This is a genomic window from Shewanella bicestrii, from assembly GCF_002216875.1.
GTDB lineage: Bacteria > Pseudomonadota > Gammaproteobacteria > Enterobacterales > Shewanellaceae > Shewanella > Shewanella seohaensis.
This window is the reverse complement of the sequence record NZ_CP022358.1, coordinates 4,023,166-4,037,342: the sequence shown is the minus strand read 5'-3', so window position 1 is coordinate 4,037,342 and position 14,177 is coordinate 4,023,166. Positions and strand designations below refer to the sequence as shown.

At 46.8% G+C, this 14,177-nt stretch carries 10 protein-coding genes; 7 read left to right on the top strand and 3 right to left on the bottom strand.

Annotation, left to right across the window (positions count from 1 at the left end; translation table 11 throughout):
- The first annotated feature begins 157 nt into the window (after positions 1-157).
- From CF168_RS17695 to CF168_RS17670, 6 genes are all read left to right on the top strand, one after another.
- Entirely contained in the window at positions 158-595 is a 438-nt protein-coding gene (locus CF168_RS17695) for a hypothetical protein (protein WP_089068509.1), read from the top strand.
- Between the two features lie 609 nt (positions 596-1,204).
- On the top strand, positions 1,205-2,203 hold the full coding sequence (locus CF168_RS17690; RefSeq protein WP_089068508.1) for an alpha/beta hydrolase: 999 nt from the start codon (positions 1,205-1,207) through the stop codon (positions 2,201-2,203).
- A gap of 287 nt (positions 2,204-2,490) precedes the next feature.
- The gene (locus tag CF168_RS17685; protein ID WP_089067897.1) at positions 2,491-3,513 is read left to right on the top strand and encodes an IS110 family transposase; all 1,023 of its coding nucleotides are present in this window, start codon (positions 2,491-2,493) and stop codon (positions 3,511-3,513) included.
- Positions 3,514-3,840: 327 nt separating this feature from the next.
- On the top strand, positions 3,841-4,494 hold the full coding sequence (locus CF168_RS17680; RefSeq protein ID WP_157705981.1) for a hypothetical protein: 654 nt from the start codon (positions 3,841-3,843) through the stop codon (positions 4,492-4,494).
- Between the two features lie 623 nt (positions 4,495-5,117).
- A complete protein-coding gene (locus CF168_RS17675; protein WP_011621427.1) occupies positions 5,118-5,528 on the top strand; it encodes a DUF2391 family protein in 411 nt (136 codons plus the stop codon).
- Between the two features lie 118 nt (positions 5,529-5,646).
- Positions 5,647-5,877: a hypothetical protein gene (locus tag CF168_RS17670; RefSeq protein ID WP_011715813.1), complete on the top strand. Its 231-nt coding sequence runs from the start codon at positions 5,647-5,649 to the stop codon at positions 5,875-5,877.
- 68 nt (positions 5,878-5,945) lie between these two features.
- Here the strand turns inward: CF168_RS17670 and CF168_RS17665 are convergent, their stop codons facing one another.
- Entirely contained in the window at positions 5,946-8,129 is a 2,184-nt protein-coding gene (locus tag CF168_RS17665) for a TonB-dependent receptor family protein (protein ID WP_089068506.1), read from the bottom strand.
- Positions 8,130-8,388: 259 nt separating this feature from the next.
- Here CF168_RS17665 and CF168_RS17660 point away from each other — a divergent pair, with 259 nt between their 5' ends.
- Complete coding sequence (locus CF168_RS17660; RefSeq protein ID WP_089068505.1) at positions 8,389-9,090, top strand: DUF3581 domain-containing protein; 702 nt, start codon at positions 8,389-8,391, stop codon at positions 9,088-9,090.
- 368 nt (positions 9,091-9,458) lie between these two features.
- Here CF168_RS17660 and CF168_RS22665 read toward each other — a convergent pair whose 3' ends face one another.
- Positions 9,459-10,757 carry a methyl-accepting chemotaxis protein gene (locus tag CF168_RS22665; protein ID WP_089068504.1) on the bottom strand — a complete coding sequence of 433 codons (1,299 nt, stop codon included), beginning with the start codon at positions 10,755-10,757 and terminating at the stop codon, positions 9,459-9,461.
- Positions 10,758-11,048: 291 nt separating this feature from the next.
- Positions 11,049-14,156, bottom strand: a complete 3,108-nt coding sequence (locus CF168_RS17650) for a tetrathionate reductase subunit A (protein ID WP_089068503.1) — start codon at positions 14,154-14,156, stop codon at positions 11,049-11,051.
- Positions 14,157-14,177: the final 21 nt, after the last annotated feature.

Sequence of the window (14,177 nt, the reverse complement as noted above, 5' to 3'; positions counted from 1 at the left end):
GATTGAGTCAATAAGCTACTTATCGACGCATTAAACTGCATCTCAACACCAATCTAAACGCTTATTTTCAAAAAATAGTTCACAGTGCGCGTTTCCAGTGTTCTCACGGATAAACGCGCATACGCACTAATAAGACGTTAGCTTCTGGTATGTATAAATGGATTTAAAACAAACAAATTTGCAGAGCATTCTCGACAGGCTCTATAAGACTGCGTTGACACTACTCCTCCCACAATTAGGATTACTCACCATCGTTGGTTCAAAAAGTGATCAATATACTTTTTTGCTAATGTTTATTGCTTTTCTAGCTTTGAATATTCTCATTCCCGTATGGTTACTTATCTTCAATACTGGGAATTCAAAAATTGATTCATTTTCAATCATAATAGACGACCAGAAAATTCTTGTTTCGACCTATGAAGAAGTCCAGAAGATAGATAAAGCTTCATATTGTGGCTATAAAGTTACCTCGCAGTATCCAAAGAAAATACAGCTATTAGAGGCTAACGGCGAACATATAGAGTTTAGTTACTACGCGTTAAATAAAGAGCAAAGGAACCGCTTGTTTGATTATTTGGGACCAGCCAAAAGCTAACAATCTGATCTAGTCACTCCCTTCGACGCAGGGACAAAATATGGGGCCGCATGGTGAATACGGCTCATATTCTTACCCTAAATTTTGGGTGTTATCCATAAAAGTCTAAAGCCAACGACTTAGAGTAAAAATTAACGCGTTTTTGCCCCATTCGGCGGTACGAACACTGTGAGCTTGTCGGTTATAACTAATTCACAAGGCAAAATTTTTGTAATGTCAAAGACTGACTGCTCCAACTATTATGTCATTAGCAACCATAGTTTGAACATGCGCACCAAGCTCATTAAGTTTCAAACATTGATGAGCTGATTTCTTCGTTATCGGTGATATTACATTCTCAAACTGCGACTGAACGAAGGAACCTGTTCTACGCAGCATGATATCCATTGTCGATATTTAGCTCCCTCAAATGTATATAGCTTCCGAAGAAGGTTAGTTCAATACTATAATTTCGAAAAGTTGTAAAATTCGCAATTTGAACTAGAGTTGTTTGTGGGAAACACGCCTGAATTTAAGTAATCAGATGTACTTTTCTGCAATACACTGATTATTAATACACCTTGTAGTTGGGTTGTAAGGGAATACCGTTATTTATATGGAGGAAAAACTATGAGTCATAATTACATTCTATGCACTCGCGCAACAAAAGATGGATTTTTCATTCCTGAACCTGGTCCTACTAAATATCTAAAGGTCCCTAAAGGGGAGCTTCCTAAGCCTGAGCATGCTATGGCAAGGACTCAATGGGTCAAAGAGTTAAGGTTAGCAGCAACTTGGGATACGGATTCTAGACGAGATTACCACGAACGAGGAGATTTGCTTGTTTTTGTTCATGGTTATAATAATGATCTAGAAATAATAACAAAACGGCACGAATGCTTAGAAACCGATCTGAAAGCTATCGGTTTTAAAGGGGCGGTCATGACATTTTGCTGGCCAAGTAATGATAAAACTCTTAACTATGTAGAGGACAGGCATGATGCAAAAGCCAGCGCAATGCGTCTTGTCACTGATGGTATCAAGATTCTCTCTGCACATCAGAAGCCTAATTGTACGCTTAACATGCATCTTATAGGACATTCCACAGGAGCATACGTTATACGAGAGGCATTTGATGATGCAGATGATACCGCGCTACCTAATAACTCATGGTCTGTGAGCCAGATTGTATTTATTGCTGCAGATGTGTCTTCAGGGTCAATGGGTGAGGGTAATTCTTCTACAGACTCCCTATATAGACATTGCTATCGACTTACAAATTACTCAAATAAACATGACTCCGTTTTAAAATTATCAAATGCTAAACGACTTGGCGTTGCTCCTAGAGTGGGTCGCGTAGGTCTACCTGATAATTTTCCTTATAAAGCTGTCAATGTTGATTGTTCGAACTATTTTCTGCAGTTAAAGGATGATTCGAATACTAAAAAAAATGACCAAGCTTTTACTTTTGGAACTTTTGAACATTCTTGGCATATTGGAAATAAGTTATTTACAGTTGATCTTTTTGAAACATTAAAAGGAGATCTTGATCGTGAAGTTATTCCAACTAGAGAACCTATCAAGAATGGATGGTTAACACTGGTTCGAAGGAAAGATTTTGGAGCCTAATTGAATAGTGTTAATTCAGATAGCTGGGTAGGCGAGTACTAAAAATTGCTTGGGTAATGCTAATGCCAATTAGGATAAGAATTACTCAAGATTCAATAATAATCACTGAATGACCACTTCTTTTAGCTAGGTAACTAAGGTATTGATAGCATCTACCAATCTTTAGATAGCTTCATTATTGGTGCACTATTTAGTTAATAGGTTTGGTAAACGCACATGCGCACTAATAAAATAATGAAATGGACACCCCTTCTATACTGAGGAAGTCAGTTTAAAAGGAGACCGCCATGAGTGATATTTATACAATCGGAATTGATCTAGCAAAGTCTGTTTTTCAATTATGTGCGTTTGATAAGACAGGGAAAAAACTGATTAATAGATCACTAAGAAGAAACCAAGTCATTAAATTTTTGAGCAATATTGCTCCTTGTCTGATTGGAATGGAAGCCTGTTCTAGTTCTCATTATTGGGCACGAGAAATAAAAAAGCTGGGTCATGAAGTCAAACTCATGCCACCTCAGTATGTTAAGCCTTATGTAAAAACAAATAAGAACGATATGGCTGATGCTGAAGCGATTTGCGAAGCGGTTCGTCGCCCCACGATGCGATTTGTTTCTGTTAAAAGTGAAGAGCAACAAGCTTTATTGCTGCTTCATCGAGAAAGAGAAGGCGTAATCAGAGACCGTACTGCATTAATCAATAGAATCAGGGCAAGCCTTCAAGAATTTGGTGTTAGTGTTCCTGCTGGAAGATTTCAGCTAAGAAAATGGTTTAGAGAAGGTTTTAGCTTGGTCGAGCATAAGTTGCCAAAGCTGCTAGTTGAGCACATTAGTTTAATGCAAACACGTTTGAGGGAGCTCGAACAGTATGCAGAATATTTGGATAAGCAGATAGATCTCACGAGTGAAGTCAGTAATGAGTGTCAGAAAGTAAGGCAGATCCCAGGTGTTGGTCGCTTAACATCATCCGCATTAATTGCCAGTATTGGTGATGCAAAAGCGTTTTCATCAGGGCGTCAGTTATCCGCTTGGATGGGGTTAGTACCAAGCCAGCACTCTAGCGGAGGTAAGTCACTACTGCTAGGTATCAGTAAGCGAGGAGATACCTACTTAAGACGCATGTTTATCCATGGTGCTAGAGCGGTGATTAGGCATTTAAAAGAAGGAAAACCGTTCTTTGAATGGGTAACCTCGTTGCTCAAGAGAATGCATAAAAACAAAGTGATAGTGGCATTAGCAAATAAACTGGTTCGTATCTCTTGGGCCATATTAGCCAAAGAAGAAAGTTTTAGCGCAGGACGAACCTATTAAGTAAATAAAAGTACATCCAGTTTTGCTAAGTGAAAGCAAGTGATGACAAGACAGGTTAGACCGTGACTTGGAAACTCTGTGCCTAACATCGTTTCTTAGAAAACGATAAAATGATTAGAGCCAAGTCAGCGAAGTTCATCGGGGATCAAGAGCTAGTCTCTTACAAGGAATCCGAATAGATGGCTGCAAAACCACATTTGTTATCGGTTGATTTTTCTTGCAAAAAATGGGGTGTCCATAGATGTTGGGCATTAAATGGTAAACCGGTCGCAACTATACAAGTATCGAGGTAATCGCTGTTCTCAATGTGGAAAATCCGTTGAGGAAATGGTGGCGCGTTATGGCACGTTTAACCGTATGTTCGAATTTCACCATGTAGATCCATCTGAAAAACATCCTCAATACTCGGCGCTGATGAACAGAACGTTATCAACTGAGCAAATTGAGGAGGTTGATAAGTGTGTTCTTCTATGTCGAGAATGTCACGGCATTGTTCACGCGCAAAATATTGATGGATCTATTGAAATCAAATCACGAATTGATAAACGTGAGGTTGTACAGAATGTCACCGGTTGGTTCGTTGTTGACGGCGTTGATAAAACCTTAACGTTTATTTCTAACGATAGAATTTTACTACAGCCATGCCTCGTTACAATTGGTACTAGTGAACCAGCAGAATATTTCGTGCTAGAACTCATGCAGGAAGACCGCATGTTAAATTGGCTACGTGACCTCGAAGCTCATCATAGAATCGAGGTGATTTCAGCTGCTGATGGCACCTTATTACTTGAAATTGTGTCTGTTGGTGAAAAGTTGGCTAATGTACACATGGCACTGGGTTTTCCACTACTGGCGATGGATTTTGACGTCACTGAGGGAGACTCCTCCTATCTATGGCTTCGGAACGGTATGGTGCTGACCAAGGAGGGTGAGCTGTACTCTGAAGGTGAAATCAGCTTCCCTCTGAATATTCGGATATAGACAACATGCCTAACAAAAACGTCAACTACGCCCCTGCGGCGCCGGACGCTCCTCCGTCGCGCCGGTTACGTTGGCGTTATCTCCATAGAAATTTTAATCCGAAACTCAATAATTAGAGTTGGGAATCTAACATGCTTTTGTCCCAAAGCATGCTTCATATTTCTTTAAAACTTACAGACCACGCTAATGCTAAACAGGTGAGCCATGGTGATTAGCGAAACGACCGTCCGCCCCATGGACGGGGCGGTCGAGCATCCAAGGAAGGACTTGCTGCGTGTCGTTGAGCAAATACCATGGTTCGCCGTTAATAAGGTCTGCATTCAATAACCAAGCAATGATATAAGTCTTTCAATATTTAACACTCTTCTGTCCACAAACGAGTTACTAATGTTCCTTCAAAACAAACAGGCGACATCGATGTTAAACAGGAGAACCATGGTGATTAGCGAGACGACAGTCCACCTCAAGGCTGCTTCTGGCAGCCATGCTATCGTAGCCTTTAAGATACTATCCGACGCATTAAAAGCGCAGCCAAAGTAGCAACAATGGGTGATATTTTACGGGTTATGATTTGCTTATTCGATGTGCGGCTATGATGTGCCGTGAAATTACAGGGAGGCGAGATGAGCTTTAACTTTGATACCTACCGTTTTAACACTGAAGATGCGATTCAAGTCTGTGTCGGTGCCTTTGCGCTTGCTGTGCCTATTGGGTTTTCGGAGGAGGCATGGCAACTCGGAGAGACCTTGCCGCTACTGAATCTGCTGATGTTATTGAGTTTGTCGCTGCTGTTCCTTGGGGTATTTACTTACCAGAGTGTGTTCCAACAAAACATTCGTCACCGCCTGCCGGTATTTATTTTTCGGATTGTTATGGCCTATCTGATTAGTGCCTGTGTGGTGAGTTTGGTGCTCCTTTGCCTCGATAAGCTGCCCTTTATTGATGATCCTCTGACCTCCATTAAACGGATTATCGTGATTACCATGCCCGCTTCTATGGGGGCGATTGTGGTGGATAGTTTCGATAAGGAATAGCGTGGACTTGATAAAGAGCCGCTCAACTGCTTGGTGACAACTCATGACTTTTGTCACTGGTGCATTTAGGTTATGTTGCACATACTGGATTAAGAGAAAAATTCGAAAAGGACCCGTTATGAACGCAGCAACGCTTGCATTACTTATCCCTATTTTTGCCATTGTCGGCGGATATACAGTCGCGATTATGAAGATCCGCGAGCGCGGCAATTCGGTCAGTACTAAGCTTCAGGCCGAAAACCAACTGTTACGTATTGAGCTTGATAAACTGCGCGAACGGGTAGAGGTGTTAGAACAACTGGTGACCGACGAGAGTTTTCAGTTAAAGCGCGAATTTAAGCGAGTTTAGTCGCAGTGATTGCTGACCGATGATTTACAAGGGCAAACTGGGTTTGCCCTTGTTCGTTTTACGAGGGATTAAAATTTATAGCTGTAACCGAGTGTGACCGTTTGAGGTTTTCCGGCAAAAATAGAGCCGTGTACTCGCGTCGTCATATAGGTTTCATCTAAGAGGTTGTCTACGGTTAAGTACACTTCCTGACTGTGGGTGACAAAGTAACGCGCCGACAAGTCTACTAAGGTTTTGGCCTCAATCACTTCATCTGCGGGAATAGCGCCTGCACCTGCTTTTGTTCGCATCTCATCGGTATAACGTGCCGCCACTGTGATTTGCCAGTGTTGCGATTGCACACCTGCTGAAATATATAATTGGTTTTCAGGTAGATAGGTTAACTTGTAACCCGCCTCAACCTTATCCCAAGTTTCAAACTCAGATTCGAAACTATTGCCAAACTCGGCATCCGTGTAGGTGTAGGCGAGCTTGACTGGAAAACTCATCGCTCCGGCGCGGTTAAACTCGTGGGCGAGGCTGAGTTCGAGGCCTTTAACTTCTACTTCGCCTGCGTTGTACTGATTGTCGAGTTTAGTGTCATCACAACCCTGCGCCGCCGTGCAATTGCCGTGCATGTTACTGTAATCACTATAGAAACCGATTAACTCTGCATTAAATGCATCTTGATGGTAGCGAACGCCAGCCTCATAGTTCCAGCTCTGTTCTTCTTGCCCCTTAGCATTGCCGGGCGCGGCGGGCGAGAAGCCTTTTTGTACTCCAGCCAGAAGTAATACTTGCTCATTAATCTGGTAAGTTGCTGATAACGAAGGCAGCAGTGCATTGAACTGGCTTTCAACCTGTTTATCGGGATTCCCCTCGCGGCCCGGATTCTTCTTACCCCAATCGCGGCGTTGGGTTTCGACATCTTCCCAGCGCAGGCCAGCGGTAATGGTGAGCGCGTCTAGGCTGATTTTATCCTGCACATAGGCCGCAAATGCCGTGGCGCTATCGACACGGTTAGAGTCGGTGCCCGGGACACCACTCTTAGTGCGTAACATGACACTGTTGGCGTCCATGGCATAACTGTCGGCCCATTGGTATCTGTCCATTTCATCTTCATGGTAGCGAAGACCAAAGGCGAGGTCGTGATCCCCGAGTAACCAATTGAGTTCCGTTTGTATCCCTTGGGCGAGGTAACTGCGATTATTGGCTTTGACATTGACCTCAAGCTCAGAGAGCAGACCCGCATCAAAGTCGGCAGCATTTTGGATCCCTTTGCCACTTAATGACTCGCCACCCACCTTGTCGGCCTTATACCAATTTCGATGAAAATCATTGTAATAGCCAATGCTGCTAAGGCTTAGCGTGTCGCTAAAATCGATAATATGGTTGAGCAGCACTTGCTTATGCTCTGTGGTCATCTGATCTTTTTGCGAGGCCGAATAGCGACTATAGGGCGAGGCCTGATAATCCGCATCGGTCAGACCCATATAGGTTTCGTTAGAGGTCTCATCGGCAAATTTCAATTTGAGTTCAAGGGATTGCTGGTATGCGGCCGTGCTGTCGGTGTTCACTCTGACCTTGGCTAAGGCATCATTTTTAGTAAAGCCAGTGTCGCCGCCGACCGTGTTTATCTCTCGAAATCCGTCGGCTTGATAGCGATAAATCTCGGCCACAGCGCCAATGCGTTCGCCTTGTCCGCCCGCATAGGTGTGTAATTTACCGAAGCCATCTTGGCCTAAGGCAAGATCAATTTTGCCGGCTAATGCCTCTTGAGGAATTTGCCGAGACAGCATGTTAATCACCCCACCCGTGGTGCGTGGGCCATACTTTACCGTTGAACTTCCCTTAAGTATTTCAACCGATTGCATTCTACCTGAGGTGGGGAAGTAGTAAGCCGCTGGGGAGGCATAGGGGGTGGGAGCGGCGAGAACACCATCTTCCATCACGGTAATCTTTTCAGAACGATTCTGCCCCGTGCCACGCATACCAATGTTCGGGCGCAGGCCATAACCATCTTCTTCTTGAATATAAACGCCGGGCACAGAGGCCAAGGTGCGCATAATATCGGAATATTTAAAGGTTTCTAATTCGGCTTCGGTAATTTGATGGGCGCTACCTGGTGTGGTATCGAGGGGATTTTTACTGCCGAAAATACTGATCTGTTCTATTTTTGCGGGGGCTTGGGTGGGCGAATTGGCTTGGGCATTGAAGGCGGTAGTTAATGCGCAGGCCAATAAGGTAAGGCGCATTGGGCTAAGTTGGGTCATTGGGCTCTCCGAATCGGACATGGTGCTTGTCTTTATTTTTTTTGCAAACAGGAATTGTTCTCGTTTGCGGCCGCGGAGCTTAGTTTTATTAACTTAAAACCAACTTAAAATTCTTTATCTTTACAAATGTAAGTCAGATGTTACTTTGTTCGTTACCCTAAGAGGATAAGTCATCGGGTGAGTGAAATGCCGAAACTGAGGTAGACTCGTTGCACCTTTGTTATTCGCCCAATATTGAGCCAGTTAAGATCGAGTTTATATGTTCCTATCGCCGTATTTTTCTAAGCAAAATCAATCAATTTCTGTTTCTGCACAACAAGCCAGTGACTTCGCCAAGAAAATCGCCCAAGACTTTAACCCTATCCACGATGTGGGTGCTAAGCGCTTTTGTGTGCCCGGCGACTTGCTGTTTGCCCTCGTCTTAACCCAGTACGGTTTAAGCCAGAACATGAAGTTTACCTTTGCTGGCATGGTCGGTGATGGCGTCGAGCTGCAATTTCCCGAGCAGGTGAGCGACAGTTTTTCGATTTGCGATAACCGCGAAAAAACCTATTTGCAGGTGAGTCGTCATGGCGATGTGAGTCGCTGCGACGCGCAAACCGAATCCTTTATTCGCAACTATGTGGCGTTTTCGGGACACAATTTTATCGATATCTTGGTGCCTTTGATGAAACAGCATCAAGTGATGATTAACCCCGAGCGTCCCTTAGTGATCTACGAGAGCATGTCATTCGACTTAACCAGCCTCGACTTTGTGGAAGTGAAGTTATCGCTTGTACAACAAGAGCTTAAAATTGATGGTAAGCGTGGCGATGTGACGCTGCACTTTGAGCTGCATAGCGGCGATACCCTCGTTGGCACAGGGATTAAAACCTTAGTCATGAGTGGCCTGCGCCCCTACGAAGAGGCGCAAATGCAACAAATGTGCGCCGCCTATGAAGGGCGCAAAACCGATTTTTAAGCGGTATTTTGAGTCGACATGTTTCGAGTCAGAACTATTTCGAGTAAAACCTGAGTGATTTGGTAAGTAAGGCGCCGAGGGAAAACCAAGGCGCCGATAACGGCTAAGACTCAATTCAAAACACTTGGAATAACAACTGCTTTAAAGCCCGTAATCCCAAGGGTTTAGCTTGGCTCTACAACTTAACTGTCTAACCATTGAAGCTTGCTAACTTAACTTTCTAATCGCTTAAGCTTGCTCATTCTTGCCGCTTAAGCCTGCTAACCTCGCTTCCCAGCAGTTTTCATACTTCACTTATTAACTCAGCCATGCAATTTAGCCTTTAGGTTAAGCATCACGCTTATCCCTTAACGCTTGGCCAAAATGGGTTAATCAATAGAAAGTTGCGAGACTGTCTCGGCGACATTCTCCGCGCCGGTGCGAATATCGCCCATTACGGCGGTGACTTCTGCTAATTGCTGTTTGCCTTCCTCGGCGATGCGCTCAACCTCATTCATCATGCTGGTGGCGCTGGCGGTCAGTTGGCTGTTCTTATCAACCACAGCGGCGATTTCGCCGGTCGATTTACTGGTTCTCGCCGCTAACTGGCGCACCTCATCGGCCACCACTGCAAAGCCTCGGCCTTGTTCGCCCGCGCGGGCAGCTTCGATGGCGGCGTTGAGGGCCAGTAGATTGGTTTGATCGGCAATCGCACTGATTGTTGCCACAATTGCTTGAATACTTTGGGATTGCTCGTTGAGCTTCAACATAGACTCAGTGGTTTTATTGGTCTGCGCCGCAATCGCGTTTGAGGTGTTTACCGTCGCATCGAGTAACTGCACGCCGCGGTTAGCCTGTTCCACCGTGCTCTGCGAGGTGGCATGGGCGATATTGGCCGCATCCCGAATCGCATGGCTCTTGATAATTCTCTGGGTAATGTCGCTGGCAAACTTGATCACCTTTACCACTTTGCCGTGATCATCCATCACAGGGTTGTAAACGGCCTCAAGCCAAATCGAATCCCCGTAGGCATTTTTACGTTGGAATAGGCCTTTCTTGTATTGCCCGCGTCGCAGGTCATCCCAAAAATGCGGATTATCCTGATAGAAGTTATCGAAGCAGAACAGGCGGTGATGCTTACCCTGCAGTTGCTCCTTGCTATACCCCATGGTTCTGAGGAAGTTAGCATTGGCATTGAGGATATTACCCTCGGGGCTGAACTCGATGATCGCCTGGGATTTTTGCAGGGCGGCAAATAGCGCCGCCTGAGCATCTAGCTGGTATTTATCCTCGGTGATCACCGCCGCAGTTTTCATGATCTTAGTGATTTTGCCATCCTGCTTGATGGGAAAATAGGTCGCCCTGAGCCAGATCTCTTGACCATTCTTGTGTACGCGGGGGAATTTGCCTTCCTTCGCCAGTCCTTGTTTTAATTCGCGCCAAAACTGTTGATACTCAGAGGTATTTACATAGTCTGCGGCGCAAAATAATTTATGGTGTTTACCGACAATCTCGTCCAGTGAGTAGCCTACAGCCTTCAAAAACAGGGGATTGGCATCGAGGATGATGCCATCGGGGGTAAACTCAATCGTCGCGATACTCGCCTTGATTGAATCGACAACGGCCTCGGCTTCCCTGCGTTTGGTTTCGCTTTCTGCGAGGTCTTTACGTAGTGAAGAATTAAACACTGAATACTCCTGATGAGTGGGTTAACTCAAAGACGGCGTTAATAGCCTAAGCTGAGCATTAGGCACATAGCATTAGGCTCTTAGCGTTCGGCATAGTGCAATATAGTGTAACTATAGCCATGATTTTACTCGTAAGAGGTATTTCAACGAAACTTAATGCTGCGAGATAGATACCAATTATCGTCAAAATAAGATCACGCTGAGGATAAAAAAGAGCGACATGTGTCGCGCTTCAAAGGCGGGTTATTTATCCAAGGCGCCGCTGCAAGCGCCTTGGATGGCGAGCCTAGGTTAAGCGATTTTCTCTATCTTGGCGGGCAGTCCTTGCCGCGCCGATGCGCCGCTGGCCCAGTCCACCAGCGGATAGCGCCCATGGCGGCTTGGATCGAACAGATTCAAGTCGTTCATATTGACCCCGACGCGGATCAGCAGATTGGCGGCAATCTTTTTATCATCGATGATTATGTCCCGCGCGCCTAACTCCTTATGGCCATAACCGTGTTCGATGGCAATGCAGTCTGGATGCACGCCCGCCACACATTCCACCAAGGCCACCACACTGCCATTAGGCGTGCTGATCTTGACCGTATCTCCGGTCTTGATGCCAAAACGTGCGGCGGTTTGCTCATTGATGCGCACCGGATTATTGGGGTGCACCTGGCGTAAACGGTCCGAACCTATGCTCATCGAACTCATGGTATGCGACTTATAACTGCTGATCAGCAGCGGCCACTGTGACTTATCGAATGCTTGCTCCAAGGGCGTGCTGTTGGCGAGCGCAGGGTGATAACGCCGTGGACAGCCGCTCATATATTCACCGCTTAAGCTATTGCGCCGACTGCCGACCTCTGGGTTCCACAACATTAAAGGTTTTGGCCAAACCTTGCTGGGGTTGCCCGCCTCATCGCGTCCCGCGCTGATATTCTCAAAGCGGCCGCCACGGGCAAATAAGTAACTGACTTTTTTGGCCTCTTCGGGTTTGAGTCTGGCATTGAGTTCCGCTTGAATGCGCCCAACACTACTGAAGTACATATCTTCGGCATTGATATCGGCAACGGGTTTACCAAGGTAAGCCACGTTTGCCGCGCCGTAGAGCGAGAAATCGGCCGCGCGGCTCAGGGGATGCAAACTGCCATCGGCGGCCTTGACCGCATTGGCGCCAAAGCCGGGCAGATTGAGCTTTATCGCCACTTGGCTAAGGAAGGATTCCATACAAATCACATCGCCATCGGCGGTTTTGGCGACCCTCGGCTCGACAATTGGCCAGCGCCCGGTGGCTTCTTTGGTGAGCGTGCCATGCCAAGCGGCGCTCCAGCCCCAAGATTCATAGGTTAAGGTGTCGGGCACTATGTAGTCCGACAGCGCCGAGGTCTCATTGATAAAGCTGTCGATGCTGATAAATAGCGGTAATACTTTGGGATCTTTTAATTGTGCACCAATGGCTTCGCCGAGACCCGCCTGACCATAAATCGGATTACCCATATGGTTGATCCACGCCTTGAGTCGATAGGGATAACCATGCACCGCCGCAGTCAAGTGCTCACCGAGCAGGGGCGATGAGATGGGGAACCAAGGCTCCTTCGACGGATAGGGCGACTCTCCCGCCTCGACTTTACGGCGGTATTCAGAGGTTTTCTCGTAGGGGAACTTAGAGCGGGAAAGGAATACGCCCTTAGGTTCGACCATGCCGTCAAACTCCTGCAAATTGTACCTTGGACCAGCCCCAAAGGCGGGGAAGGTGCCGCCCTTAGCCATTGCACCGCCCTTAAGATTTAGGTTACCTATCATGGCGTTGAGCATCATGATCGCCCATGCGCTGTAAAAACCGTTGGCGCTCATGGTGCCGCCGTGGGAGATCACCGCCGCCTTAGTGCCGTGGCTAGTAAACTTGTGGGCGAGGGCAGCAATTTGCGCCTCGCTGATATCGCACTCCTTGGCGTAGTCGGCCATCTCGACGATGCGCGCGGCTTCACTGAGCAGCTGAAAACTCGATTTCACGCTCAGCTCGCCCTTTGGCGTTGTTACGCTTTGTTCCACCTCAAGTTGCGCCTTGGCGCATTGTCCGGCTGGTAGGATCTGCCCTGTGGCGGCATCGACAACCAGTGGTGAATCCTGCTCGCTGTAGGCTTTACCTTCGAAGGGCAAGCCGAGATCACTGGCATACAAATATTGGCCGTATCTGGGGTGATTTGGCGTGCTGATGATTAAGAAGCTGGCATTACTAAAGCCGCGATAACCCGCAGCTTTCGCCGCCTCGGCATTGGGTGCGGTTAAAAATGCACTGGCGTAGCGCTGGTTATCGATAATCCAGCGCAGCATGCCCATGGCGAGGGCGGAGTCGGTTGCGGGGCGAATGGGCAGCCAAGTATTGTTGCCCGCGCAGGCTTGGTTTGAGGTGTTGGGCAACATGGGCGACACCACCACATAACTGAATTCTCGCCCGTCGACCCGAGCGTTGGCCAACTGCCGCGCTTGGCGTTTAAAAGGATTGCCCGACTGTTGCGGCGAGGTGCCGATAAACAGCAGAAACTCGCTATTGTCCCAATCGGGCTTAAGGTGAGCGTACTTTTTTAAATCGTCGAGCAGGGCACCTGCACCTGCGCGATAGGTAAAGCCGCAATAGGCGCCGTGGTTGGCAAAATTTCGTGTACCGAAACTATTGAAGGTAAAGCGTTTAATGATGACGTCTCGGCCCTCATCCGAAGCGTTCGACACCAATAGCTGGTTAGCCTTGGGGCCATACTCAGGATTATTGGCATCGAGTGGCGTGCTGATATCGCGAATCGCTCTTAAGCCTTCGACATGGCCTTCGCCAAATAAGTCACCGCCATCGACGACCTCGGTCAGCAGTTGCTCGAAACTAATGCTTTGCCATTGACCACTGCCGCGTGGCCCGACCCGTTTAAGGCATTGGGTAACGCGATAGGGGCTATCTAGTTGTTCCAACATGGCATTACCACGGGCGCAGGCGGTTGAACGTCCCTGTAAGCCTTGCTCTTGATAAGCACTCAAGCCCACAAAGGCGGTTTTGATCGGCGTATCGAAGTCGATATGTTCCCGCGCCGAGAGCGGATGATAGGGATTACCGCTGATGCGAAGGATTTTATCTGTCTTATTATCGATACGGGCGCGCACGCCACACTTGGTCCAGCAGCCGAGACACATGGTATTGGCGATGCGTTGTTCATCGTTGCCAATCAGCTGGCCTGAGGTTAAATCCACTTTATATTCAGGGGCTAGCGAATTGCCATGGATGGGATCTTGGGTGGTTTTGCCTGAACTGCCATTCACGACCCCTTTGCCCATTTGCGCTAAGGTATGGCTGTAACCTGCGGCAAATAATCCCACGCCACCCGTCACAGCTGCGCCTTTGATAAAACGACGTTTACTCTTATCCATTACTGACTCCTTAATGCGGTA

Excerpts from the sequence above, each read along its gene's own strand:
- CF168_RS17675 (WP_011621427.1), top strand. The coding sequence starts at position 5,118 with ATGAGCTTTAACTTTGATACCTACCGTTTTAACACTGAAGATGCGATT.
- CF168_RS17690 (WP_089068508.1), top strand. The coding sequence starts at position 1,205 with ATGAGTCATAATTACATTCTATGCACTCGCGCAACAAAAGATGGATTT.
- CF168_RS17685 (WP_089067897.1), top strand. The coding sequence starts at position 2,491 with ATGAGTGATATTTATACAATCGGAATTGATCTAGCAAAGTCTGTTTTT.
- CF168_RS17670 (WP_011715813.1), top strand. The coding sequence starts at position 5,647 with ATGAACGCAGCAACGCTTGCATTACTTATCCCTATTTTTGCCATTGTC.
- CF168_RS17650 (WP_089068503.1), bottom strand. The coding sequence starts at position 14,156 with ATGGATAAGAGTAAACGTCGTTTTATCAAAGGCGCAGCTGTGACGGGT.
- CF168_RS17665 (WP_089068506.1), bottom strand. The coding sequence starts at position 8,129 with ATGACCCAACTTAGCCCAATGCGCCTTACCTTATTGGCCTGCGCATTA.
- CF168_RS17680 (WP_157705981.1), top strand. The coding sequence starts at position 3,841 with ATGGTGGCGCGTTATGGCACGTTTAACCGTATGTTCGAATTTCACCAT.
- CF168_RS17695 (WP_089068509.1), top strand. The coding sequence starts at position 158 with ATGGATTTAAAACAAACAAATTTGCAGAGCATTCTCGACAGGCTCTAT.
- CF168_RS17660 (WP_089068505.1), top strand. The coding sequence starts at position 8,389 with ATGTTCCTATCGCCGTATTTTTCTAAGCAAAATCAATCAATTTCTGTT.